26 protein-coding genes and 1 tRNA gene are annotated in these 24,289 nt (G+C 62.4%); 13 read left to right on the top strand and 14 right to left on the bottom strand.

Translation table 11 applies throughout. From position 1 onward, the window contains the following. Window positions 1-130: 130 nt before the first annotated feature. From E4L98_RS25225 to E4L98_RS25205, 5 genes are all read left to right on the top strand, one after another. Window positions 131-427, top strand: coding sequence for a DUF4148 domain-containing protein (locus tag E4L98_RS25225; RefSeq protein WP_135204282.1), 297 nt, complete (start codon window positions 131-133; stop codon window positions 425-427). 55 nt (window positions 428-482) lie between these two features. Then, window positions 483-779, top strand: a complete 297-nt coding sequence (locus tag E4L98_RS25220) for a DUF4148 domain-containing protein (protein ID WP_135204281.1) — start codon at window positions 483-485, stop codon at window positions 777-779. A gap of 61 nt (window positions 780-840) precedes the next feature. After that, window positions 841-2,208, top strand: a complete 1,368-nt coding sequence (locus tag E4L98_RS25215; RefSeq protein ID WP_135204280.1) for a pyridoxal-phosphate dependent enzyme — start codon at window positions 841-843, stop codon at window positions 2,206-2,208. Beyond that, window positions 2,205-3,377, top strand: coding sequence for a trans-sulfuration enzyme family protein (locus E4L98_RS25210; protein ID WP_135204279.1), 1,173 nt, complete (start codon window positions 2,205-2,207; stop codon window positions 3,375-3,377). Before E4L98_RS25215 ends, E4L98_RS25210 begins: the two co-directional genes overlap by 4 nt. 43 nt (window positions 3,378-3,420) lie before the next feature. Then, a complete protein-coding gene (locus E4L98_RS25205; RefSeq protein ID WP_135204278.1) occupies window positions 3,421-3,807 on the top strand; it encodes an HNH endonuclease family protein in 387 nt (128 codons plus the stop codon). Window position 3,808: 1 nt separating this feature from the next. On the opposite strand, the gene E4L98_RS25200 is transcribed toward E4L98_RS25205, so the two are convergent. After that, complete coding sequence (locus E4L98_RS25200; RefSeq protein WP_229257560.1) at window positions 3,809-5,941, bottom strand: penicillin acylase family protein; 2,133 nt, start codon at window positions 5,939-5,941, stop codon at window positions 3,809-3,811. 99 nt (window positions 5,942-6,040) lie between these two features. Continuing rightward, on the bottom strand, window positions 6,041-6,883 hold the full coding sequence (locus E4L98_RS25195) for a ParB N-terminal domain-containing protein (RefSeq protein WP_135204276.1): 843 nt from the start codon (window positions 6,881-6,883) through the stop codon (window positions 6,041-6,043). A 312-nt stretch (window positions 6,884-7,195) separates the two neighbouring features. On the opposite strand from E4L98_RS25195, the gene E4L98_RS25190 reads away from it, so the two are divergent. From E4L98_RS25190 to E4L98_RS25180, 3 genes are all read left to right on the top strand, one after another. Further along, window positions 7,196-7,876: a PEP-CTERM sorting domain-containing protein gene (locus E4L98_RS25190; RefSeq protein ID WP_135204275.1), complete on the top strand. Its 681-nt coding sequence runs from the start codon at window positions 7,196-7,198 to the stop codon at window positions 7,874-7,876. Window positions 7,877-7,952: 76 nt separating this feature from the next. Continuing rightward, on the top strand, window positions 7,953-8,243 hold the full coding sequence (locus E4L98_RS25185; RefSeq protein WP_135204274.1) for a hypothetical protein: 291 nt from the start codon (window positions 7,953-7,955) through the stop codon (window positions 8,241-8,243). A gap of 257 nt (window positions 8,244-8,500) precedes the next feature. Continuing rightward, window positions 8,501-9,019 carry an FxDxF family PEP-CTERM protein gene (locus E4L98_RS25180; protein WP_135204273.1) on the top strand — a complete coding sequence of 173 codons (519 nt, stop codon included), beginning with the start codon at window positions 8,501-8,503 and terminating at the stop codon, window positions 9,017-9,019. Between the two features lie 41 nt (window positions 9,020-9,060). Here the strand turns inward: E4L98_RS25180 and E4L98_RS25175 are convergent, their stop codons facing one another. Next, window positions 9,061-9,264: a hypothetical protein gene (locus tag E4L98_RS25175; RefSeq protein WP_135204272.1), complete on the bottom strand. Its 204-nt coding sequence runs from the start codon at window positions 9,262-9,264 to the stop codon at window positions 9,061-9,063. A gap of 155 nt (window positions 9,265-9,419) precedes the next feature. Here E4L98_RS25175 and E4L98_RS25170 point away from each other — a divergent pair. Together E4L98_RS25170 and E4L98_RS25165 are read left to right on the top strand one after the other, a co-directional pair. Further along, window positions 9,420-9,504, top strand: a tRNA-Leu gene (locus tag E4L98_RS25170). Window positions 9,505-9,655: 151 nt separating this feature from the next. Further along, complete coding sequence (locus tag E4L98_RS25165; protein ID WP_135204271.1) at window positions 9,656-10,633, top strand: tyrosine-type recombinase/integrase; 978 nt, start codon at window positions 9,656-9,658, stop codon at window positions 10,631-10,633. Window positions 10,634-10,641: 8 nt separating this feature from the next. Here the strand turns inward: E4L98_RS25165 and E4L98_RS25160 are convergent, their stop codons facing one another. Next, window positions 10,642-11,313, bottom strand: a complete 672-nt coding sequence (locus E4L98_RS25160) for a hypothetical protein (protein ID WP_135204270.1) — start codon at window positions 11,311-11,313, stop codon at window positions 10,642-10,644. A 97-nt stretch (window positions 11,314-11,410) separates the two neighbouring features. Here E4L98_RS25160 and E4L98_RS25155 point away from each other — a divergent pair, with 97 nt between their 5' ends. The 3 genes from E4L98_RS25155 to tmk all read left to right on the top strand — a co-directional run bounded on the left by E4L98_RS25155 (window position 11,411) and on the right by tmk (window position 13,144). Next, entirely contained in the window at window positions 11,411-12,112 is a 702-nt protein-coding gene (locus E4L98_RS25155) for an SOS response-associated peptidase (protein WP_135204269.1), read from the top strand. Then, a complete protein-coding gene (locus E4L98_RS25150; RefSeq protein WP_135204268.1) occupies window positions 12,109-12,354 on the top strand; it encodes a hypothetical protein in 246 nt (81 codons plus the stop codon). The genes E4L98_RS25155 and E4L98_RS25150 overlap by 4 nt, the downstream gene beginning before the upstream one ends. Window positions 12,355-12,415: 61 nt before the next feature. Further along, window positions 12,416-13,144, top strand: a complete 729-nt coding sequence (gene tmk, locus E4L98_RS25145) for a dTMP kinase (RefSeq protein WP_135204267.1) — start codon at window positions 12,416-12,418, stop codon at window positions 13,142-13,144. A gap of 24 nt (window positions 13,145-13,168) precedes the next feature. Here tmk and E4L98_RS25140 read toward each other — a convergent pair whose 3' ends face one another. The 10 genes from E4L98_RS25140 to E4L98_RS25095 are packed head-to-tail and all read right to left on the bottom strand — an operon-like array spanning window position 13,169 to window position 24,241. Then, window positions 13,169-13,447: a hypothetical protein gene (locus tag E4L98_RS25140; RefSeq protein WP_135204266.1), complete on the bottom strand. Its 279-nt coding sequence runs from the start codon at window positions 13,445-13,447 to the stop codon at window positions 13,169-13,171. Beyond that, a complete protein-coding gene (locus E4L98_RS25135; protein WP_135204265.1) occupies window positions 13,444-13,851 on the bottom strand; it encodes a hypothetical protein in 408 nt (135 codons plus the stop codon). Before E4L98_RS25135 ends, E4L98_RS25140 begins: the two co-directional genes overlap by 4 nt. Beyond that, complete coding sequence (locus E4L98_RS25130; protein ID WP_135204264.1) at window positions 13,848-14,072, bottom strand: hypothetical protein; 225 nt, start codon at window positions 14,070-14,072, stop codon at window positions 13,848-13,850. Before E4L98_RS25130 ends, E4L98_RS25135 begins: the two co-directional genes overlap by 4 nt. Beyond that, window positions 14,069-15,022 carry a lysozyme family protein gene (locus E4L98_RS25125; protein ID WP_135204263.1) on the bottom strand — a complete coding sequence of 318 codons (954 nt, stop codon included), beginning with the start codon at window positions 15,020-15,022 and terminating at the stop codon, window positions 14,069-14,071. Before E4L98_RS25125 ends, E4L98_RS25130 begins: the two co-directional genes overlap by 4 nt. Beyond that, window positions 15,019-15,204 carry a hypothetical protein gene (locus tag E4L98_RS25120; RefSeq protein ID WP_135204262.1) on the bottom strand — a complete coding sequence of 62 codons (186 nt, stop codon included), beginning with the start codon at window positions 15,202-15,204 and terminating at the stop codon, window positions 15,019-15,021. The genes E4L98_RS25125 and E4L98_RS25120 overlap by 4 nt, the downstream gene beginning before the upstream one ends. A 50-nt stretch (window positions 15,205-15,254) precedes the next feature. Further along, window positions 15,255-15,491 (bottom strand): hypothetical protein, encoded by a 237-nt coding sequence (locus E4L98_RS25115; RefSeq protein WP_135204261.1) that lies wholly within the window; start codon window positions 15,489-15,491, stop codon window positions 15,255-15,257. An 8-nt stretch (window positions 15,492-15,499) separates the two neighbouring features. Then, the gene (locus tag E4L98_RS25110; protein WP_135204260.1) at window positions 15,500-17,476 is read right to left on the bottom strand and encodes a hypothetical protein; all 1,977 of its coding nucleotides are present in this window, start codon (window positions 17,474-17,476) and stop codon (window positions 15,500-15,502) included. Beyond that, window positions 17,476-18,534 (bottom strand): hypothetical protein, encoded by a 1,059-nt coding sequence (locus tag E4L98_RS25105; protein ID WP_135204259.1) that lies wholly within the window; start codon window positions 18,532-18,534, stop codon window positions 17,476-17,478. The genes E4L98_RS25110 and E4L98_RS25105 overlap by 1 nt, the downstream gene beginning before the upstream one ends. Further along, window positions 18,534-24,014, bottom strand: coding sequence for a phage tail length tape measure family protein (locus tag E4L98_RS25100; protein ID WP_135204258.1), 5,481 nt, complete (start codon window positions 24,012-24,014; stop codon window positions 18,534-18,536). The genes E4L98_RS25105 and E4L98_RS25100 overlap by 1 nt, the downstream gene beginning before the upstream one ends. Further along, window positions 24,011-24,241 (bottom strand): phage tail assembly chaperone, encoded by a 231-nt coding sequence (locus tag E4L98_RS25095; protein WP_135204257.1) that lies wholly within the window; start codon window positions 24,239-24,241, stop codon window positions 24,011-24,013. The genes E4L98_RS25100 and E4L98_RS25095 overlap by 4 nt, the downstream gene beginning before the upstream one ends. Window positions 24,242-24,289: the final 48 nt, after the last annotated feature.

Raw genomic sequence — 24,289 nt, 5'->3', positions numbered from 1 at the left:
ATAGCGCCACTTCAAGCCGATAAATTTTGCCTATCATCACCATTGATAAAATTCTCTTCCGATTTAATCGGACGCGCTGTAATATTCACACATCGGGCAACAACGCCCAGCCACTCACCAGGAGAAGATCATGAAAACCATCGCCATCGCTCTGTCCGTTGCCACCCTGTTCGCTTCCGCCGCCGTCTCCGCGCAGGAAACCGATTACACGGGCTATACCGGTTTCGTCTCCACCAAAACCCGCGCCGAAGTCAAAGCCGAAACGCTGGCCGCCATCCAGCGCGGTGAAGTGCGCGACGGCGAACAATATGGCGCTCCGGTCCAGGCTGCGCCCGTCGCCAAAACCCGCGCCGATGTGAAAGCAGAACTGGCCGCTTATCGCAAGACCCACAAGGAAGTGGCCGACGACATCGTTTCGGTTCAATAATTCATCGCATACGCTTAGATAGCACAAACTTAAAAACAGCTTAAGGAGTACCATCATGAAAAACATCGCCATCGCCCTGTCTGTCGCCGCCCTGTTCGCTTCCGCCGCCGCCTCGGCCCAGGAAAACGTCGCATATCCGGACACCGGCGCCATCGTCTCGACCAAGACCCGCGCCGAAGTGAAAGCCGAAACCCTGGCCGCCATCCAGCGCGGTGAAGTACGCGACGGCGAACAGTATGGCCAGTTCCCGACCGACGTCCGGGCGCAGTCAAAAACCCGCGCCGACGTGAAGGCGGAACTGGCCGCGTACCGCAAAACCCACAAGCAAGTGCCCGACGACACGGCCTTCTGATCGGGCTGCGGCATCCGCCGAAACAGTGCATACTGGTCGCTGGCATAGCCAGGAGACCATTATGCGCACCCCTGCACTATTCAAGCTGATCGGCAATACGCCGCTGGTCGAGGTGACCCGCCTCGATACGGGGCCTTGCCAGCTGTTCCTCAAACTGGAATCGCAAAACCCCGGCGGCTCGATCAAGGACCGGATCGGCATCGCCATGATCGAGGCGGCCGAAGCCCAGGGCTTGCTCAAGCCCGGCGGCACCATCATCGAAGCGACCGCCGGCAACACCGGCCTTGGCCTGGCCCTGGTGGGCCGGCTGAAGGGCTACCGTGTGCTGCTGGTGGTGCCGGACAAGATGTCGACCGAAAAGGTGCTGCACCTGAAGGCGCTGGGCGCCGAAGTGCGCACCACGCGCTCGGACGTCGGCAAGGGCCACCCCGAGTATTACCAGGATTACGCCGCGCGGCTGGCCGCCGAGATGCCGGGCGCCTGGTTTTCCGACCAGTTCAACAATCCCGCCAATCCGCTGGCGCACGAAACCACCACCGGCCCGGAAATCTGGGAACAGATGGGGCATGACATCGACGCTATCGTGGTCGGCGTAGGCTCGTCCGGCACGCTGACAGGGCTGACGCGCTACTTCCGCAAGGTCGCGCCCCACGTCGAATTCATCCTGGCCGATCCCGCCGGTTCCATCCTGGCCGAATACGTGGCCACCGGCCATGTGTCGGAAACCAGCGGCTCATGGGCGGTGGAAGGCATAGGCGAGGATTTCATCCCCGCCATCGCCGACATGACGGCCATCCGCAAGGCCTACACCATTCCCGATGTCGAAAGCTTCGCCACCGCGCGCGCCCTGCTGCGCGAGGAAGCCATCCCCGGCGGTTCCTCCACCGGCACGCTGCTGGCTGCCGCGCTGCGCTACTGCCGCGAACAGACCGCACCCAAGCGCGTGGTCAGCTTCGTCTGCGACACCGGCACGCGCTATCTGTCCAAGGTCTACAACGATGGCTGGATGCGCGACCAGGGCCTGCTCGAACGCAAGCAGGAACACGACCTGCGCGACCTGATCGGCCGCCGCTTCGACGCCGGTGAAGTGATCAGCGTCTCTCCCGAGGACACGCTGATGATCGCCTTCAACCGCATGCGCGCGGCCGACGTGGCTCAGCTGCCGGTGATCGCCAGGGGTCAGCTGGCCGGCATCATCGACGAATCGGACCTGCTGCTGACGGTGGGCGCGGAGCCCGAGCGCTTCAACAACCCGGTCGGCGCCACCATGACCACGCGGCTGGAGAAACTGCCGCCGTCGGCCGACATGCACGCCCTGCGCGGCGTGCTGGATCGCGGCCTGACCGCGGTGGTGGCCGAAGGCGACAAGTTCTACGGCCTGATTACCCGTTACGACCTGCTCAACCACCTGCGAAGGACGCTATCTTGAACGATCAAAAAGCCGCACTGGCCACGCGCGTGATCCACGCCGGCCAGGCCCCCGATCCCTCGACCGGCGCCATCATGCCGCCGATTTACGCCACCTCCACCTTTGTGCAGGAAAGTCCCGGCGTGCACAAAGGCCTGGACTACGGCCGTTCGCACAACCCCACGCGCTGGGCGCTGGAACGCTGTGTGGCCGACCTGGAAAGCGGCGCCCAAGGGTTCGCCTTCGCCTCCGGTCTGGCGGCGATATCGACGGTGCTGGAACTGGCCGACGCCGGCTCGCACATCATCGCCGGCGACGACATGTACGGCGGCACCTACCGCCTGTTCGAGCGCGTGCGCCGACGCAGCGCCGGCCACGATTTCACCTATGTCGACCTGACCAACCCGGAAAATCTGCTGGCCGCGCTGCGGCCGGAAACGAAAATGGTGTGGGTGGAGACGCCGACCAATCCCATGCTGAAACTGGCGGACCTGCAGGCCATCGCCAAAATCTGCCGCGAGCGCGGCGTGATCGCGGTGGCCGACAACACCTTCGCCAGCCCCATCGTGCAGCGGCCGCTGGAGCACGGCTTCGACATCGTGGTGCACTCGGCCACCAAGTACCTGAACGGTCACTCCGACATCATCGGCGGCATCGCGGTGGTCGGCGGCGAGGCACGCCAGCAGCCGTGGCGCGAGCAGCTGGCCTTCTTGCAGAACTCCGTCGGCGCCATCGCCGGCCCGTTCGACAGCTTCCTGGCGCTGCGCGGGGTGAAGACGCTGGCCATCCGCATGGAACGCCATTGCGCCAGCGCGCTGGAACTGGCGCGCTGGCTGGAACAGCAGCCGCAGGTGCGCAAGGTGTTCTATCCCGGTCTGGAATCGCATCCGCAGCACGCGCTGGCGCGGCGGCAGATGCAGGGCTTCGGCGGCATCATTTCGATCGACCTGAATACCGACCTGGCCGGCTCGCGCCGCTTCCTGGAAGCCTGCCGGGTGTTCGCGCTGGCCGAGAGCCTGGGCGGGGTCGAAAGCCTGATCGAACATCCGGCGCTGATGACCCACGCCAGCATCCCGGCCGAACAGCGCGCGGTGTTGGGAATCGGCGACGGTTTGATACGGCTTTCGGTCGGAATCGAAGATATAGGGGATTTAAAGGCCGATATCCAGCGTTCGCTGCACGCGATTTAGATGCTAAGATCCGCCGCATCTATCGTATCGATGCAAGAACAACATGGAATATGTCCTGATTATCGTCGGCGTGCTGGCGCTCGGCTTTGCCTATTCGATCCTGGTGGCGGCGGCCAAGCCGGTGGTCGGCAGCGATTATTACAAGGTGTCCAAGGATGGCCGCGTGCTGCTGTCGGCCGGCCCGAAAGTACAGGCGCTCAAGCCCACCCTGTATCCGGAGGGCCTGAAGGTCAAGCTGCGCGGCGGCAGCCGCACTGGCGAATTTTACGTGCACGACCTGGTGGCCGAAGCTTTTTTGCCGAATCCGAACCGGCTGCCGGCGGTGCGTCACCTCGACGGCAACGTGCGCAACAACAAGGTCGAGAACCTGCAGTGGGCGCACCTCACCGACATCGAGCATCCGGAGCCGGTGGTGTTCCCCCAGCCGTGAATCATTGCCCCGGGTGGTAGCTGCGCTCCAGGTTTTTCAGCACATCCGCCTTGTAGAACAGCACTTCCTTGAACTCCCCGCGTGCGTACATCGCGGCCTGGTCGTAGAAATGCGGCGAGGCCGGATTGCCGCTCTCCCCGCCCGCCAGAATGCTGCGCGCCTTGATGCGCGGCCCGAATTCCACCGCCGCCACGAAGCTGTTGCCACGCTCGCCGTATATGCGCTTGGTGGTCTGCTTCGACGTCATGCCGAAGGCCGCCAGCGAGCCCCAATTGCCCGAGGCGAATGGCACTGGCAGGCTCGGTTTGCTGTCGTCGAAAGGCTGGACGACATCGCCGGTCAGGCGCTGGAAGCGGTTGATTTCGCCCCACGGCGTCTGCCAGTTGCCGAAGTCGGCTGCCAGCTTGTCGGAGGCGCGCTGCAGCGCGTCCAGGCGCTGTTGCGGCGTCAGCGCGGCCTGGATGTAGTCCAGCACCTGCACTTCCTTGGTCTTGGCCTGCGGCAGATTCGTGGTCCACAGATCCTGCAGCCAGTAGACCGCCAGCGAGGTGGCGGTCGATGCCAGCGTATAGCGCATGTCCCAGCCGCGCAGCAGCGCGATCTGCTGCGCCAGCGCCGCCTTGCGCGCATCGCCGGCCGGCAGCTCGTCGTAGGCGTTGAACAGCTGCGGCAGCAGCGGCTCGAAGGCCGGCAGCTGGTTGTCGTAAGCGGCGGCGATCAGGCTGTCGATGGTGAAGTCTTTTTTGTTCTCCAGCACACGCACGGCGTGGATGCCGCGCGCATTCTCGCCATACACCGACATATAGGCCGGATAATCTCCGGCCTTGGGGCTGTAGGCACCGGCCACGGTATAGGGCCAGTTGTTGGTGTTCTGGATCCAGCCGCTCTTCGGGTTGAACAGGGTGATGGTCTCCTTCACCTCGTGCAGCCCTTGCCATTCGGTGGCCGGGTCGCTGCCGTCCACCGGATGCTCCCAGTCGAACTTCGGATCGCGACGCGGAATGAAGTTACCGTGGAAGTAGGCGATGTTGCCGTCGGCGTCGGCGTACACGGTGTTGTTGGACGAGTTGGTGCGCAGCTCCATCGACTTGTAGAAGGCCCGGTAGTTGCGGGCCTTGGTGCGCGTGAACGATTGCGTCAACGCCTTCAGCGGCTCGTTCATCAGGCGCACGGCGACCCACTTGCCGTCCTTGGCCCGCACGATCGGGCCGTGGTGGCTGTAGTAGACGCGTACTACCTTGCTGGCCATGCCGCTGGCGGTCTTGTACGGCAGCGTGATGTCGACCGGCTTGAGCGCACGCTGCTCGCTGCCGTACTGGTAGTACAGCTGGCCGTCCTTCTCGCTGATCGTCTCAAGGTATTCGTCGATGACGTCGCCGCCGCCCGACGTATGCATCCAGCCGATGCGGTCGTTGAAGCCCTGGTAGACGAAGAACTGGCCCCAGGTGACGGCGCCATAGGCGTTCAGGCCCTCGTCGCTGTGCACCTGCACCTCGGGACGGAAGTAAAACGAGGTGTGCGGATTGATCATCAACAGCGCGTGGCGGTTGCGGGTGTTGGCCGGGGCGATGGCGAAGCCGTTCGAGCCGCTGGGCTCCCTGTCCATGTCGATGCCGTCACCGGACGACATCAGCACCGGCGCCATCATCGGCGCCTTGGCGCCGTTAGCATACAGTTCCTGCAGCTGCTTGATGTCGATGGTTTCGATGTCGCCGCCGATGCTGCCCTCGCTGAAACTGAGCGCCATCCACGGCTCGAAATGCGTGATCAGCTTCGGTTTTACATCCGGATGGGTGAGCAGATGGTAGTTCAGCCCATCGGCCCAGGCGTTCATCAGCTTTTTCAGCCACGCCGGGCTGGCGGCGTACTGGCGCTGCAGTTCTTCCGGATTGATGAACAGCTTCATGCGCAGGTCGCGATACAGCTCGCCCTCGCCTTCCACCTCGGCCAGCCGGCCCATGGCATTGATGAAGTTCAGCTCCACGCGCGGGAAGTCATCCTCGGCCTGCGCGTACAACAGGCCGAATACCGCATCGGCGTCGGTCTTGCCGTAGACGTGCGGGATGCCCCACTTGTCGCGCAGGATGGTGACGCGCTGCGCGGCCGCCTTCAGGCGCACCGCCTCGGACTGCACCGGAGCCGCCGCAACCGCCGCCCCACTCGTTGAAATCAGACAGATTAAAGCCAGGGGGGCATGCAATTGCCGCATGGGCGAGGACTCCAGTGAGGTTTATCAGGCGTTGACCAACTCGGAAATGCGCAACTGCAGCGCGGTGATTTCGGCCAGCAGGGCCGCGTTCTTTTCACGCAGGGCGTTGTTTTCCGCGCGCAGTTCGTCCACCTCGGTAGGCTGGTGGCCGTAGTCGGCCGATGGCGGCGCTTTGGCCTCCTTTGGCTCCTTGGCCGGACGGCCGGCGTTGCGCAGCTCGCGCACTTCGCGCGCAGCCTTCTGCAGTTCCTTCTTGCCGCCGGCGACCGCCGCCAGCTGCTGCTCCTCCGACAGCGAGGCCACGTTGGCGGCGGCGTTGATCGAAATGGTACCGGTGCGCACCGCCTCCACCAGCTCCGGCGTGGCGGTCTTCTGGATCTTTTCGATCTGGCCGATGGTGGCGGTGCTGAGACGGGCGGCGCGGGCGATGTCTTCGCGCGAGGCCAGCGGCATCACGGTCGACTTTTTCGGCGCGGCTTCCTCGCCTTCGGGCGGCGCGACGGCGGCGTCCTCGGCGGCGGCCTGGGCCGCCAGCTCCAGCGCGCGGGCCCGCACGATTTCCTTCTTGCGCAGCGCCAGCACGCCGCGCTGATAGTCGGAAATGCTGCGCCGGCCCAGATTGTTATCGATCATCCACAGCTTGACGTCTTCCAGATTGCGGAAGCTGGTGTTTTCCGTCACCTTGAACGGGATGCCGTGCTCCTGGCAGATCTTGTAGCGGTTATGGCCATCGACCAGCACGTCCTGCCACAGCACCAGCGCATCGCGGCAGCCTTCGCCCAGGATGCTGCTTTCCAGCGCCTGGAATTCGCTCTCGGTCAACGGTTCGATATAGGACCGCAGCTCCTCGTTAATTTTGATTTGCATATCTTTCCTTGATTACCGGCGCCAGGCCCTGCCCGATCGCCGTCCCGCATGCTACACCATCCGGCGGCCGGACCAAAGGGCCAGCTTGCAACATGGTTACTAAGGCAATTTTAAGAAAGCGCCTTTATCATCACCAGCAGTCAAACGTGCTTTCTCCGCCCATTGACTCAAAGCCCCGACAGGCCCAGCCTCCTGTTCGGGGCTTTGTTTTTTGGAAAATTGCAACATCCGTTCCACTCTGACAATGACATGAATATTTTTTCATGCTACAGTACATGCATTGTGGTAAATATTAATTCTCCGGAGAAAGACATGATCGCAAAGAACGCGCTCAAACTGGCCACGTTTGCCGTGGCCGCTCTTTTCAGCAACGTTGCCGGCGCGGTCGTGACCGACCTGACCGGTCAGTATCAGCTGCAATCGTCCGCCACCGCCGTGGCCGGTCAGAACCATGCCTACACCTTTACGTACACCGTCACCAACCTGGGCCAGGGCTACGCCGGCACCCAAACCGGTCTCGACGGCCTGACCATCTTCGTGCCCACCAGCGCCACCCTGATTGACTACAGTGTTCCGACCTCGTACGCCGGCAGCCCAGGCTACTGGCAAGGCACGGCCGCCAGCACCTTCGATCTCGCCATGGGCGGCAGCAACACCTCGCAAAATCTGGCCGCGCCAACTGGCTACCTGGCAGTCACCTTCTGGGGCATGAACACCCAGTCGGTGTACCAGGTCGGCAGCACCGCTACCTTCAGCATCAGCCTCGGCAATGTTGACGTCGGCAGCAACACCGCCGGCCTGACCACCTACTATGGCTACGCCACGCCGCCAGCGGGGCAGGAATTCGTCAGCAATCAGTACGGCAACTACACCACCTTCGCCACCACCGCCGTGGGCGCCGTAACCGCCGTACCGGAACCGGACACCTACGCGATGCTGCTGGCCGGTCTGGGCGCTGTTGGCCTGATCGCGCGCCGCCGCCGTCGGGGCTGACCGCCAGCCGGACAAAAAACGCGCCACGGCGCGTTTTTTTTATGCCATGATGCGGCCTTCATAACAAGGATTCAATATGGTCAACTACATCATCCGCGTGTTCTACCCCGAAGCAAACAGCGACACCTTCGATCGCCTCAACGTGGAACTTGCCAAGTACAACATCGCCGGCGCCATCAAGGCCGACGACGGCAAAGGCTATTATCTGCCGCTGGGCGAGTACTGCTACGCCGGCAACGAGACCATCAACGAGGTGCGCGATGCCGTGTTCCGCCTGGCCAGCGTGATCCAGCCCGAGCCACAGGTGCTGGTGGTGGAAGTCACCACCCTCGCATGGGCCGGTTTCCAGCCGTTGGAAAACGCCTGATCCTTGGTGTCAGCCCGCCCAGCGGGCTTTTTTTTCGGCTATCGACCAGTGACCCTCATTTAAAAAATTCAATATTGTCTACCTGCGCACCATAATATTCAATCAACATTTCTGCGCTGTCCGAAATGATAATCTGATCTTCCCTGGCCAGATTTCGCCGTATTCATGGCTGAACCGGCGTGCCAGGGCAACCTGTGGACCAAACGTCTTGCAGCTCCGCGGTAAGACCATCAAAAATCATACCGGAGGTAAATGAAATGCTGAAGCGATTAGCTGTAGCAAGCCTGATGCTATGCGCCGCCAGCGGCGCCATGGCAGATGATCAGGTCTGGAATGCGGGGGCCATTCCCGCCAGTCCGGGCTTGTATTTCGTCACCGTGCACCACGCCCTGGGCGACTTTGCCGACATCGTCAATTTTTCGGTCGGAGATGGCAACCTCGGCGTTTCCGCCGCGGCGCTGTCGGTGCCCAGCCCGTTCGATAATGGTTATCTGAGCACAATTTCCAGTCTCAACTACTCGATTTGGCTCGACGGCACCCAGATCGCCAGCTCCACCAATGGTGCGGCGTTCACCAAATCGCTCACCGCCGGCAGCTATGAGCTGCACGTCAGCGGCACCGCCGAAAGCTGGGCCGGCATCGGCGGCACATATGGCCTGGGCCTGTCGGTCTCGCCGGTACCTGAACCGGTCACGGTCGGCATGTTGATTGCCGGCCTGGGCATCCTCGGCATGGCGCGCCGCCGCGACGATGCGGCCAACGATAAATTCTCCTGATTTGCGTCGCGGGCAAGGTGACGGAAGCGCCTTGCCTGCCCCTACCGCTCCGCCTTGGCGCGCGCCTTGGCCTCCGCCTTGATGTCGGCACAGGACATGGGCTTCCCCGCCTTGGCCGCGTCGTCTTCCAGCTGCTTGCACCCATTGTAGTCGTGTACAAACACCGCCACATAACCGAACACCGACAGCACCACCGCGACAATCGCCGCGGCCAATATGAATTTGACGGTTTTTTCCGACGCCATGAACAACCTTCCTTGTGAATGAGGCGAGATGCTACCACGCCCTCCGTCAGGCGATGAGAGGTATCTGCGAGGCACCGCCCATGATGCGATGTCGTCGAATTCAATGTTGTCTGGCAGTTACGGCTAGTTCATGTCATAATATCGGGCTCACACCTGCCTCGATGGTGAAATTGGTAGACACAGGAGACTTAAAATCTCCCGCCGCAAGGCGTGCCGGTTCGATTCCGGCTCGAGGCACCAGCCCCCATTTTCCGAAAGTAAGACTAAAGATGATTTTCCACGATATCACAGGGGAAATCTGTTTTTTCGTCGCCTTCGTTTTGGCTGAAAACAGTTCTATTCAGACAAAATAGTGCTACCATTTGCCAAAAATTGGCAAAGGATTTGGCAAATGGCAGCACCTAAAAAGGTCGATGGAAAGTGGCGGCATAGGGTGATGGTCAGAGGTAAGCGCACCTCGGGCACATTCGATACCAAGGCGGCAGCCCTCGCCTGGGAGGCTGAGCAACGAGCGGTCGCGAGGTCCGAGCCAGGCGCCACCACGCAGACCTGCAAGGATGCATTTGACAAATACGAGCGCGAAGTATCGAGGAAGAAGAAGGGCCGTCGGTGGGAGGCGCTCCGCCTCGCTGCTTTCGGCCGCCTCCAACTTCCCGCGATGAACAATGCCGTTTTTGGCGAGCTCAAGGTCAGGGATATCAACCAGTCCCATATAGCCGCATTTCGAGATGCCCGCTTGGAATCCGTCACCGGTGCGACGGTGGACCGCGAAATGACGCTGCTGTCCAATGTCTTCACCATTGCCCGCAAAGAGTGGAAATGGATCTCCGCCAGCCCGACGACCGATGTCAGCCGCCCCAAGAGTGCGCCACCACGATTCCGCCGGATCAACCAGGAGGAGATCGATCAGATCTGCATCGCACTGGGCTGGCAGAACAAGGTACCGGCGACCAAGCAACAGCGTGTGGCCGCCGCCTTCCTGTTCGCCATCGAGACGGCAATGCGCTCCGGTGAGATTTGCAAGCTCACGAAGGCTACGGTATCCGCCCCTGTCGCAACAGTTTTGGACCCGAAGAATGGTGAGGATCGTCGCGTGCCGATGTCCCCCCGTGCCATCGAGTTGTGGAATATGGTGGGCGACGGTTTTGGCATCAGTTCCCCATCTATTGACGCCATATTTCGGAAGGCTCGGGATGAGCGCACCACCATCAAGGATCTACACTTTCACGACACTCGGCACGAAGCCATAACCCGCCTGGCAAAGAAGCTACATGTCCTCGACCTGGCCAGAATGACCGGGCACAAGGACATCAAGAAATTGATGATCTATTACAACGAGTCAGCGGAAGATATTGCAGCAAAATTGTAGTCGCCCCCCTATCTCAGCATCCTCGCCTCGTGTTTCGTCAGTTCGCGCTCCGGGATGTCGTAGCGGCAGAACCAGCCGTCGCGCACGACCCGTTGCGGCCGGACGCCGTGCGCGCTGTGAATGCGCAAACCTCCCAACTCGAACCCTTCTTCGGACATGAATTCGATGTAGGCATCCACCAGACGCTTCGTCGGCAACGTTGAGATCGAGTAGCTAAGCAATTCTGCGCAGGTTGTCTGCCGCTGCAGTTCGCTCGAATATTGATCGCCGAGGGCCAGCCGGCCGCCGCTGCCGCTGCGCTCGCGCCAAGCGCGGCCAGGATCGCGAACGCCGGCGGTATAGGTGTCGATGACCTTGAAGCCGGCCGCGCGCTCCGGCGGCGCCAGTTGGCACAGCCAGGTTTGCGCCACGCCGCGGATGACATGCCCATCGCGCAGCTCTTCCACACCGCTCAGCACCAAGGTCCAACCTTGGAACTTCACCGGGCGCGGCAACTTCAGCTGCGCGAGGATGCGCTGCTCACCGATCGGCATTAGCCTGGCCACCTTGATCGGCCGGCGGTTGCCCTGCTCCGTGATATCGACCACCACCACCTCCAGCAGCGAAGCGCCCTCCACCGCTGGCACCGGAGCCGGCAGCACCGCGCCATCCTCTCTTCGAATTGTTACCCACGCGCGCATGCTAATTGCCTCAAATCAATAACTGTACAAACATACAGTATAATCAGCAAAACAAAAACGCGCTATTATTTGTATATCAACACTGGAGATTCTTGCTATGTGCGTGAACTTTCGACCGCCGGATCCTGAAATGCTCGAGGCTGTCATGGGCGTGATCATCGACCTGCACGACACTGGCTTCTGGCGGGCGGAGACCTGGAAGGACTACGGCGCGCCGATCGTACGCCGCAGCGCCAGTGGCCAGCGCGAGGGCCTGGTGGCAACCTACGGGATGGTGCCGCGCAAGCGCATCCCGCAGGGCGTGAAGCCCTTCGACACGATGAACGCACGCGCCGAGACGGTTGGCGGGCTGCGTTCGTTCTCGGGCGCCTGGAAGAAATCGCAGCTGTGCTTGGTGCCGATGACTGCCTTCTACGAGCCGAATTACGAGAGCGGCAAGCCCTTGCGCTGGGGGATTGGTATGGCGGACGAATCGATGTTCGCCGTCGCCGGCCTGTGGCGGGAGTGGGAAGGCGAAGCCGGGCCGGAGCATTCGTTCACCCAGCTGACGATCAATGCCGACGAGCACCCGCTGATGCGGCGCTTCCACAAGCCGGGCGATGAGAAACGCGCGCTGGTGATCGTGCCACACACAGAATGGGATGACTGGCTGAACTGCAGCGATCCCGAGTATGCGCGCAGCTTCCTGCGGCACTACCCGGCCGAGCTGATGCGCACCTGGGAATTTCCGGTGCCGCCGCGGGCGAAGAAGGCTGAGCCGGAAACGCCGGCGCCAGATGTGCAGATTGGGTTGCTATGAGCGATGAATTGGAAGAAGGCAGGCCGATCGAGGGTAGTCTGGTACGGTTTATCTCGTACGCCGACGGGCCCATCATGACGGTGCTGAACTCGGCCCTGGGCGAGCAGCACGATTGGGAGGGCGTGCGCAACGGCATTCTCTGCCGCTGGTACGTTGAAGGCGAAGAGGAATATGAGGTGTTCCGGCCCGGCCAATTATCGATCGTAAAATTGAAGACAGGCGATGCTGACGAAGCTCCTTAAGATGCATGCAAGCAATATTTTATTCATTTAAATAGTGAGGTGTTTTTGCTATACTCAAGAAATGAATACTTATCCTGGCATTTTAATTGCAGTAGATGGCATTGACGGGGCCGGCAAGACCACGCAAGTGCATCTGCTCAAGGCAGCGCTCGAGAGCACCGGTGAGACGGTAGTTGTTTCCAAAGAGCCTACCGATGGCCAGTGGGGCCAGAAGCTGCGCGATTCGGCATTTAACGGCAGACTACCTTTTGAGGAAGAGTTGGATGCCTTTATTCTTGATCGGCAAGATCACCTAAAGCGGAAAATCATTCCCGCTCTCGAGGCTGGTAACGTTGTTATTTTAGATCGTTATTTTTATTCCACGATCGCCTACCAGGGCATCCTTGTTGACGACCACAGAAGCATTGAGCAACGAATTCGTGCTGATGTGGTTGCTCCAGATGTCGCTTTTTGGCTGGATCTTCCTGCGGATCTTGCTGTGTATCGTGTAACGGCCCGCGATGGAAAGGCAAATCTTTTCGAGCGTCAAGAAGACCTGGCGAAAGCTGGCGAGATTTTCCGCGCGATTGCGATTACCGATCCAACCCTTCAGCGCGTGGACGCCACCATGTCGGTGGAACTTCTTTACCAAAAGCTAGTATCGCATTTGATTGACGGGGCGCTGAAGGCTAAGCGATGCAAGAAATCATATGGATGCGATGACCCATATCATTGCATGCCTCGAATGACAAACTCATGCGGCTGGTGGGCTGCGAAAGAAAAGCTGACTAGAGTTGCCGAGGCTGCGTAATCAGACTCTCGCCTAGCTGCAAATTTAGTGGCAGCCAACGATAACCGCCTCCAGCTCGCCGGTGTACTTCCGGTACCGCGCCCAGTCGCGCACCAATGCCAGGATCTTGTCGCCGTCGCTGGCCGTGGCCGGCAGCCGGTCGAACTCGTACTCGGGTCGGGCCGGCGCGTCCTTCACGCAGGACACCGGGACTGGTACCTGGACAATCTGCGTGGACGGCGCCGGTGTGCTGGCGCAGCTGACAAGCAGCACCGTGGCGGCCAAACCTGCCGTTTTGGTCAAGTTGACGATTTTCCGCTTCATCGCACCTTCTCCAGCAACTGGTTCACGTAAGGCATTGCGTCGGCGCAGCCGGTCGCCTGCGCGCCGGCCAGCTGCTGCAGTGCCTGGTCGAAACGGCGGCCGCTCACGGCGGCGGCCTGCCGGGCAGCGTCACCGCGCGCCTCCGCCTCGCGCGCCAGCTTGGCCTGCGCCAGGATCGCAGTGTTCTGAGTCGTGATGCCGGCGCGCAGCTCGGCGTTGACGCCCTGCTCCGCCTTGAGGTCGGTCAGGGCCTTGTCGCGTGCGGTGCTGGCCAGCCACCAGCCGGTGCCGGCGCCCGCGCCCACCACCAGCAGCAGGAAGGCCAGCACCAGGGTCGCTACCTTCCACAACTGGCCGGCCAGCGCGCCGCCGGCGCCGGCCACAACTTCTTCGATCGCATTCATGGTTTTGGCTCCGTCACAGCTTTCGCCCACAGCGCCGCGCCGTGCGCCACCACCACGCCGCCCAGCGCGCCGGCCAGCTCGGTCAGGTTAATCGGTGCGCCGCGCCAGGCATTCCACGCCGCGGCGGCGATGATGACGGCCGTCGACACTGCCCAGGACACGCGGCCGATGTCGTACGACTCACCGTCCGCACAAGTGAAGAGATCCTTGGCGAAGCTCATGGTGCCGCCCATGCCGGTTCATATTTCGGCGCACGCACCAGGATCACGTTGCGCACGTGCTCGCGGTTGATGTCGCAGGCTGATCGGCCGCCGTACAGCGGCTGGCGCGATTTCAGGCAGTGCAGTTCGACGTGACCGAACCACTGGCCAGGATCACAGCCCTTCGCCATGGCGCAGGCGCGGCGCTCGCGCTGTACGCCGGCCGGGCCGCCGTTGTAGCCGGCATCACCGAACTCCAGCATCGCCGGCGCCTGGCGGAACTGCCGCGCGGAGTCGCGCGACATCAGCACCAGGGCGCGCAGCTGCAGGTCGGCCCGCTGGTACACACTCGACCAGGACAGCGCACCCAGCTCGGCGCCGTACTGCTCGCGCAGGTCGGCCAGCGCGTCGAAGCGCAGGCTGCCGTCGGCGCGGTAGGCGCGGGTGATCTGGCCGACGCCGGCACCCTCCTCGCGCGCGGTCTTCAGTTGCGCACCTGGGTTCCAGCAGCCGCGCGAGTGCAGCGTGATGCACGACTCCTGCTCGACCAGGCTGGCCAGCAGCACCGGATGCGGGTGATCAGGCCACAGGCGCTGCTGCTCCGCCTTCAGCACTGGCAGGTAACGCACGGCGCCGGCCGGCAGTTCAGCGGCATGCGCGCGCGGCGAGAACACCATCAGCAGGCCGACCAGCAGGATTGAGATCGCGATCAGCGCCAGGCCGGCGCCCGTCGGCTCTTTGCTCGCCGTTTCGAATAGCTTGCTCATGTCGGCGGCCGGATAGTCCAGCAGCTTCTTGCGCACCCAGTGCGAGGCGGCGACCGCCCAAATCCCCTGCAGCATCGCTAGGCCGCCGAGCGCAGTTGCCCAACCGCTGTCGGGGTCCGATGCGAGCGACGCCGCGGCCGCCAACAGGGTCAGGCCGAAGAGGAATACCGCGCGGTGGCGGGTGATATAGGTCCAGATTTTCATTTCATACCTTTCATTGAACCGTAGGCGGCGAAGCCCACGAGGATTGCGACGATGGCCTTCCACACCACACCCCATACGCCGCGGCCGAGATCGCCGTAGAACCGCTCGGCGACCTTGTTTTCGAACCGATCGACAATCGCATCAATGTCGGCGTCGGTGAGTTTGCGTTCTTCTTCCGGCATGCCAGCCCTTTCTTTGGACGATAAAAAACCCGCCGGAGCGGGTGGAGGTGTTACGCGGTGGGTGCTGGCGCCGGATCGGGTGGCGGGTCTTCCGGTGGCGGCGGCCAGGTACTGGGGTCGTCCGGGTCGATGCCGTCGCGCCAGCGCCAAGTGTAGCCGTGCTCAGCGCAATACCATTCGGCGAAGCAGCGCGACGCGACGATGGTGGTGAAGTGGTTTCCGCTCCCGTCGAGGAGCTCGACGTCGCCAGTCTTCTCGAAACCGGTGCAGGTGTAGGAAGTGGTCATGTTGATCCTCACGGTGCTTGAATGATGGCGAAAGCGGCACCACCGGCGCCGGACGTGACCGTCACGCTGACGATGGAATTGCTGGAAAAAGCTACGCCGCCGCTCGCGCCGCCATAGTTTGCGGTGCCGCTCGTAAAGGTTAATCCGCTGCTGCCGTTCGAGGCCGCCAGTCCGCCAGTTCCGCCAAAGTGGTCAGTTTGGCCGGTTTGCCTGGAGGCGGTTGTGCCAATTACCGCGCCACTTCCGGCGCCACTACTTGCTGCAAGAGAACTCGAAATATCCGCCTGTGTTCCTTGGCCGGTAAATCGTAACGGAGCCATATACACAACCGAACTGAAGTTTGTGTCTATTCCGGGGCCGCCGACAAAAAGTCCGGGTGTCGTCACGTTGCTGGAAGGTCCGTTGGCGCCAGCACCGCCGCTCGCCGCTTGCCCCAGATCAGAACCGATAACATCCCCACTCTTCCCGCCCACACCTGCGCCACCAGAAGCATATTGGTTACCGCCACCACCGGTGCCGGTGGTCGTCACCGTACCGCTGGAATACGGTGTTCCGCGCCATGTCACAACTGCGCCGCCAGTGGCGGCAACTGCGTTGACAGAAGGCGCGGATGCGGTCGCGGTTCCGGACGGTCCGCCCGAAAAGTTGAAGTCGCCGCCTGACGCGGTGCCGCCGACGGCGCCGACGGCGACGGCGTTTCCTGACGTAGCCACGCTGCCCACACCTTTTTTGCCGCCCCCGGCCACCAGCGATACGCCATTGCCCGTAAAGGTACTGTCTGCCGCATCGTTACCGCTCAACGTTTGGTTGCCAGTCTGCATCACCAACGTCACCCCTGCGCCACGCGCGCCCAGCACGAGAGTGTAAGCATCGCCGGCATTCGCGTAGAAATCTTTGATCACCAAGCCGCCGCCCGAACCGCCGCTTGCAGCAACTCGAGCGCCGCTCGAACCGATGGCCAAGCCGCCAGAACCGCATCCGGCAACCAGGATGATTCGGTGCAGGCCGGACACCTTGGCCGTCCAGACGGTCGAGCCGAGCAGGATCTCCACATTGCGCCAGCTGCCGCCGTTACCAGTGCCGGTATTGCGGCGTACCGTCACCAGGAAGGTCGAGACGGTATCAGCCACAATGTCCAGTTCATCGCCCGGATTGATCGCGGTCGACCCGCCATGCACGAAGAAGTTGGCGCTGCTGACGACCGGGAAGGTGGATTCCGCTTTCAGCGTGCGCGCGGCGCCGGCCTGCGGCGCATTCGGCAAGCCAGTGATCGCGGCGGTCTGTGTGATGGGAACATAGTTACCGCCAGCGTTCCACACGTCCGGCGTCGCCGAGCTGGCTGGCGCGGCGCCCTTCTTTGCATTCAGTGGACCGGTCAGCGAGCCGCCGGCGGTGCCGCCGGTCGGGCCTTGTGCACCACCAGGAGCGATCACCCAGTCGTTATACGTGCCGGCAGGGCCTTCGGTCTGCGTGACGGTCGCGGTCAGCGTGGTCCCAACATACGACGCGGCGGTGCCGAACATACGCGCCGTCGGCGTGCCGACGCTCACCATCTGCAGCACCACGCCGGCCGTGAACTGCTTTCCGGTCGCGACGGCAAACACTTTGGAACCGTTGCCGAGAACGACCGAGGAGGTGCTGGTGGCGATCAGGCCCGTCGCCGAATTGGCCGCCGCCGTCGCACTGTCGGATGCCTCCTGCGCCTTGGTAGTGGCGATACTGGCCTTGGTAGTAGCAATGCCCGCCTGGGTGGTGGCGGTGCCGGCCTGGTCAGTCGCCGTGCTCGCGCTGGCGGCTGCTGCGTCGGCCAGATCCTTCGTCGCCAGCGCGTTGGCGTAGACATTGTCGCTGAGCGCGTTCATTTGAATGCCGAACGGCCGAAGATCAGCGACAAAAAGATCCGCCTCCTCATCGAAGTTGTCCGGATCATCGATGCTCGGGCCTTCCGGGAGCACATCGGCGTGCACTGGTGCAGTTATCGTCATTACATCTCCTCCACTTGCAGCGTGATCACGCCGTAGTCAAAGCCCTTCAGGTTCAAGCTGAACTCCTTGTGAATACCGAAAATAAAAAGAGGCTCGAAGTAGTCGAGCGTGAAATCATCCAGGCCCGACCATACCGCCGGCCGGCCGTTGAGCAGTTCGCGCAGTTCGAGAATTTGGCTTGTCAGACTCTTGTCGAACCATACGGTCATGTCGACCTTCGGCACCGAGCGCTCCGGTTCGAGCGTCAAGTTCCCGAACTTGTCGCGTTCGATATTCGAAAAGTTGAGGTGGTCCGATGTCGGCTCGTACTGGACATCGCCGATGTAGACCGCATTGCCGATCAGGATGCCGCCCACCGCCCGCCGCCCGGACCCAGGCTTGGCCACGGTCACCGTGATCTGCGCATTCCGATATGGTGGCAAATCGAAGTACTGCACGCTGGTTCGGCTTTTGAACAAACCGAAGAACCATTCTTTCCAACTGCGGCTCTTGCGTTTGCTGAGGTTGGCTGTGACCGAGTACTTCTGCACGCCGCCGACTGTCTGGGTCACCGTCACGGTGCGTGCGTCGAGGCCGATGACCGCGATCGACGACGCTCGGTCAGTCAGCTGAATGGTCTGCACAATATCGACTGGCGCCTCTGTCTGCGTGTTGCGCAAGTTATCGAATGAGGCTCTTTTGTTCGTCGGTCCGATCACCAGCCAGGCCGTGCCGCCCGTGAGCGGCTGACCGTGATTGCCCGCGACTTCAGACTCGTACACCAGATGCGCCACTGGATCGATCACACGGTCGCCCAAGCCGTAGGTCGCGGCTGGATCGTAGACAGCGTATGTGGCGCCGATGTTCTGCCACCACGTCGGGCTGGTGGCCGGAGCATGACCGGTATTCGCCGCCTGGAGGGATTTCCAGACGGTGATCACGCCTCCGACGGTGCCAGTGGCGGCCGTCGCGCCGGCGGCGTACGTTGTGCCCATGGCATGCATCGCCGGCGGCGTCTCCACGATCGTGCTACTCACCAGCATCGCATCGGTGATTTCGATGGGAGCGGTCACGCGCATTAAGCAAACTCCTTCACTGCAATAAAGTCGCCGCGCCCGGCGACGCGCTTGATCACCTTGGCAACGTCGCCGGTGTTTTCGGCGGTACTGGCGGCCGCCGCCTTAAGTTCGCGCATCTCGGCGCGCAGCGCGCGCACTTCAGCGATCAACTCGGCATTGCCCGCACCAGGTGTGCGCAGGCGCGCCATCAGCTCGCGGTTGTCGGCGGCCGGGATGATTCGCTCGTCCTTGTGGATGTACGCCGGCATGTCCTGCGGCACCGAGTTCGTACCAACCGCGAACGGATGCAACTTCTTGTACTCGTCGCTGTCGAGGAATCCCTGCTTGATCTGATCCCAGGTGGCACCCGCCGCAAGCGATGCTTCCCAGGAATCCACGCCGGCCGCTTCGCCGGTACGGCCAAGCAGTGTTTTGTAGAGCTCTTGGATCTTGGCCTCGTTCGATTCGGCGATCGCATCCTTCACGTCCACTCCGTTCCCGGCTTGCCCCTTCCAGTAGTCGACCTCGCTGGTGCTCGCCGGACGGCCGAGATATTGCTGGTAGGCGTTCTGGGTGATGGAGCCAGCAGCAGCGATGCTGTTATTCATCGCTGCAGTGATGGACGATGCCAGTGCTGCCAATGCCTGTGGGATCGACATCAGCGCCGTGCTGACGCCGTTAAGCGCGTCAAGCTGCGCCTTGCCCTGGTCAAGCATCTGGTCCAGCTTTGCCAGATCGGCCGCATGGTTTTTATCCAGCAGCGTTTTCTGGTCCTGCAGCGTCTTCAGCGTCAGCTGGTCGGTGGACAGTTGGGTGTCGGTGTAGCCGGCCAGAGCGCCCACGGTGTTCTTCGTGCGGTACAGATCGCGCTGGTAGTCCAGATAGGAGCCGAACTGACCCGAAGCATCCTTGCCAACCGTGGCCAAGGCGTTCTTGATGCTGTCGGCGTCCGGCAGCGGACCGCCGGCCTTCGCGATGGCCAGCGCCGCCTCGAGCTGCGCCTGCGCCGCTTGACGGTCCGCCTTCTCTTGCCCCGGCACCGACATAGCGTCGAGCGTCGAATGCAGCGTCTGAGACAGGCTTTGCAACTTGCTGACCGAGGCGGTCACGCCGTCGATGCTCGATTGCAGGCCGTCGGCGGCCGTCTGGTAAATTGCGTTGAGCTTGTCCTTCTCCCGGCCGACGACCGTCTGAAGATCAGAATATGCCTGGCCGGCCGTGTCGAGCAGCGCTTGCGCAGCATCTTTCGCGGCGTCAGCCGCCGCTTTCGTCGCCTCAGCGGCAGCCTCGGCGGCATCCTTCGCCGCCTGCGCCGCGACCACCTGGTCGTAGAGCGCCAGGTTGTGCGCGTCGATCGCGTTGCGCGCCTTCTCGGCCAACTGCGCCTGAGTCATCGTCAACTCGTCCAACTTATTCTGCAGGTCCGCACGCTCGCTGGCGATATCGGCGGCCGACTTCTCGCTGGCGTGCACCTGTGCGAACGCATCCTGCAACCCCATCAGGCCCGCGTACAGTTTCTGGCCGCTTTCGCTGCTCAGGTCCAGTCCCATCACCAGTTGCTTGAACTGATCTTTCGTCTGCGGGATAGTGGTCAGGCCAAGGGCGGCGAGCTGCTCGTCCAGCTGCTTGGCGATCGGCGCCAGGCGCTCGGCATCGCTCAGATAGTTCTGTGCGAACGAGCTGGCCTGTGAGGTGAAGGCGTCCAGGCCGCCGGACAGCAGGATGATCTGCGCCCGGGCGGCCTCGCTGGCCAGGCCGGCAGCCCCGAACGCGGTCGACATGTCCTTGCCGAGGATCTGCGCCACCTGGTTCGTCGCATTGAACTCATTGGTGATGCGGGTCAGCGCGGCGGCGGTGGACTCGCTCGGCGCCTTCAACGCGGCGATCTGCTGCAGCGTCACCTGCGCGCCGAATACTGCCTCACCGGAGTCGCGCAGCGCGGCGCGGTAGGCCAGCAGGTTCTGCACTTCGGTCGCCAGCTCGGCCGACGTACCCGAGAAGCCATCTTCCAGCTTCGACAGACCCGGCTCAATTCCCTCGAGGATGTTCATGATGCGGTCGTTGAACACCTTCGACAGCGCGGCGCCTGCCTCCGCCGAGCCGATCTGGCCCTCGGCGCCGACGTGCGCGGTATCGGTCTTGCCGGTCAGGTACGAAGTGACGTTGGACTTCTCGGACGTGGTCAGGTACTTGGCAAGCGCGTCGTCGGCCATGCCGACTGTCTTGACGAAGTTCTGCACCGTCTCCGACTCGGCCGGCGCCCAGAAGGTGCTCGACACGCCGAAGGTGCCGAACGACGACGTGGTGCTGGCGCCGGCGATATAGCTGTCGTTTTTGCCCTCGTTGCCGCGCTCGTTGATCGAGATGTTGCCGGCGGAGTTGTTGCTGTTGAAGGTCAGGCGCGTGTCGGACTCGGGGCCATCCGAGAAAAGCTTGTCGAGCACCTTGTAGGCGACAATGGCGGCGCCGACGTACGGTAGCGCGGTGCTGATCGCCGAGCCAAGCGACGCGGCGCTCGCCTCTGCGGTCATGCCGGCGGCACTGAAGGTTTCGGCGGCCGACATGGCTTCGCCGCCAACGTTGGCAAAGCCGGCGCCGAAGGCGCTCAGGCTGGACGAGCCGATGCCGTTGCCGATAGCAGCGATGCCGCTGCCGAGCGTGCCGGTCAGCCCGCCCAGGCTCTTGCCGGTCACCGTGTTGTAAATCGAACTGGCGTTTCCGGCGGCGCTCAGCAGGCCGTTGCCGGCGCCGGCGGCCTGTGGTGCGCCTGGGTTCAGCAGCGATGCGATGCCGTTGGCGGCGAACTGGATCGGCACCTCCAGGCCCAGCTGAATGATCTGCGCCTTCAACTTCTTCCAGGCGTTGCCGCCGCCGTTGGCGATCGCGTCGGCCAGCGTGCTGCTGACGTGCTTGGCGGTATCGTCCCATTCGTGCGCAGCCTTCTTTGCCGCATCGGCATTCGCTTGCAGCACCGCCGCATCAGCCAGCATCTGGGACAGCTGGCGGCGCTTCGCGACCTCATCATCCAGATAGCTCAGCCGCATCGTGTAGATGGCCAGGCTCTTCTCGTCCAAGTCCATCTTGTTCATGGCGTCGCGCAGGTAGTCGGCGTCGCTGGCCAGCTGCACAGTCTCCAGATCGATAGCGGCTTGTTTCGCCAATTCGATCTGATCCTTGGATTTGCCGATCTCGGCGTTGTGCAGCTTCTGCTTGTCGATCGCATCGTCCACTCGCTTACCTTCGGCGATGCCAAGTGCCTGCACGCCCTTGATCGCGTCCTGATAGGACTTCTCGACATTAGCCGCAGCGTTGATGGAATCTTCACCGCCCACGGTGCGCATGTCGTCCACGAACTTCTGGTGCGCGGCAGTGAGCTGGTCGTATTTCGACTTCGCCGCGGCGACTTCGGCTGGATTCTTCGCTGCGGCCAAAGACGCCTGGACCAGCGCGGTTTCTTTGGCATACGTGATCGCTTCGGCCGCGAGGTAATCCGCGCGCGCCGCAGCACGGCCGGCATAGAATGCATCGTCCGACAGACCAAATTTTTCGTGATAGACAGCCAGCATCTTGTCGCGTGAGTCGTAAATGCGCTTCTCAGCGTCCAGCGCAGCCTGTTCGTTTTGCAGCCGATCTTGCAATACCTTCGCGCGGTCGTCCTGTCCCTTCTCAGGCTTGGAGTGCGCCTTGATCAGCGCGGCGGTGTGCTCGTTGACGGCATCCTGCCCCAGTAGCGGGCTGTCAGGATTTGCTGCGGCAACCTTGGCGAGATCCTCCCCGTACTGGCGAAGCTTAATATCCAGTTCGCTGAGGTTCTTGGCTTCCAGCTTCTGGTTGTCCTGCAGGATCCGCGAGGCGGCATGCGCGCCATCCGACTGGACGATGGCCTTGTCGCGATCCGCGGCAGCTTTCTCATTAACTGCATTCAGCTCAGCTTGCGCTTTCGTCAGTGCCCTTACGTCGGCTGCGCGGATCGCGGCGAGCGTGCGCTGGTCATACGAAGATCGGTCGCCACCATTGATAGCGGCATACTGGCCATTGTCGATCTGAGCAATCTCTTTTGTAAGCCGCGCAACCTCCATGGCGGGCGTAGTCTTTTTCCCAAGGTCACCCAGGTAGTCGATGACACCGCCCACCTCGTGCTTCACGGCATTCCAGTAGCGCGCGATGGTGCCGAGATTTTCGGTAATGCTTTCGGCGCGCTCCTTGGTCACGTCCGACATTGTTTTCAACGCAAGGGACGAGGCGGCGCGGGCGTCACCCTCTTTTTCGAGGGCGCGAATTTGCTCGTAGACGGCCTCGGTCAAGAAGTGATACTGGTCGTTGAGCTCGAGAGCGCGCTTCGAGACCATTTCCGTTGCTCGCGCACTGTTCCCATAGCCCTGAACCGCCAACTTCTCGAAGTCCTTGATGATGCTATCCGTGGACTTGCCGGTGGCATGCTCCCAAGCGACGGTCGCCTCCGTGATGTAGCCGATCTGCTCGCCGGAGAATTTGCCGCTCGCCGCGAGTTCAGTGGCAACTTTCTTGGCTTCGCCGATGCTTCCGCCGGCGGCAGCTGCGGCATGCGCGAGGTCATTTAATTGATCCGCCGTCACGCCGGCATAATTGCCCGTCATAATGAGCGCATCGTTCATGTGCTTTTGATCCAGCGCGCCCTTGACGGCAGCGTAACCAACCAGACCAAGGACGCCGACCACGCCAGCAATTGCCACGCCGGCGGCACTGAACAGCAACCCAGCGGCGCCGGTCTGCTCACCCAGCACCATCATCGAGCCGCCGAACTTCTGGAAGTTGCCCTGGCTGAGCTCGTGCGCCAGCACCAGCAGTTCGCGGCGCGCGCCAACGGTCGACAGCGAGAAGTCATCCATGTGGTGGCCGGCGTCCTTGACCTGGGCGATCAGCGGCGCCGCGGCGTCGGCGACACCCAGCTGCGCAGCGCGGTGCGCGAGCAGCTCCTTCGTGGTCAGGTTCTGCGTCGCCACCTGCTCCTGCAGCTTCTTGATGAAGGAATCGGCGGCTGCCGTCGCCCGGTCTTCGGCAGCCGCGAGCTCGCGGGCGGCCTGCTCCTCGCGATGCATGGCGTCGATGCTGGCGCCCAGCACGGCGGCGCGATCCTGCGTGGCCTGGGCCAGACCGCGCTCGGCGGCCGTGTAGCGCGCCAGCTCTTCACGCGAGAGACCGAACACGTCGATCTCGCGCTGCAGTGACTTCAGGTAAGCATCGTTGGCCTGCTCGAGCAGCCGGGCCTGCTCAGCGGCGCGGCGCATGATTTCGGCCGTATCGTTCATCTGGCCGTTGCTCACTCGCACGCGCTGACCGGTTCGCTCGCTGGTTTCCCCCAGTTGATCGATGGCCGTGCTGGCACCATCGACCGACGGCTTGACCTTGTTGACGGCCTCGTCCACGCGCTTTGCAGCGTCCGTGAACTTGTCCAGCTCAGCATTAGCCTGGGTGACCTGCGAGGTGTTGATCTCGAGGCCCAGCGAAGCGATATCGGTCATGCGGATTCTTTCTGGTTCTGGTACGACAAATACAGGTCGTCCAGCCGGTCAATCAGGGTGTGCTCGTAGGGACTCAAGCTGAGTCGCTGACGCGCGCACCACTTCAACACCTCATCGCTCGAAAGCGGATTCAGCGCCATGCCGGCCTGACGCCGGCGATTCAGCGTGGTGAACCATTCCCACAGGTCGGTCAGCTCGTAGGGGCAGCGTGGAGGATCCGGCGCCACCTCCGCCTTGTAGAAGGGGTGACGCTTTGCGGCGTCAAGGTGATCCCC

Source organism: Duganella callida (genome assembly GCF_004614165.1).
GTDB lineage: Bacteria > Pseudomonadota > Gammaproteobacteria > Burkholderiales > Burkholderiaceae_D > Rugamonas > Rugamonas callida.
Note: the sequence above shows the minus strand (reverse complement) of the source record. Positions and strands in the feature narration are given on the sequence as shown.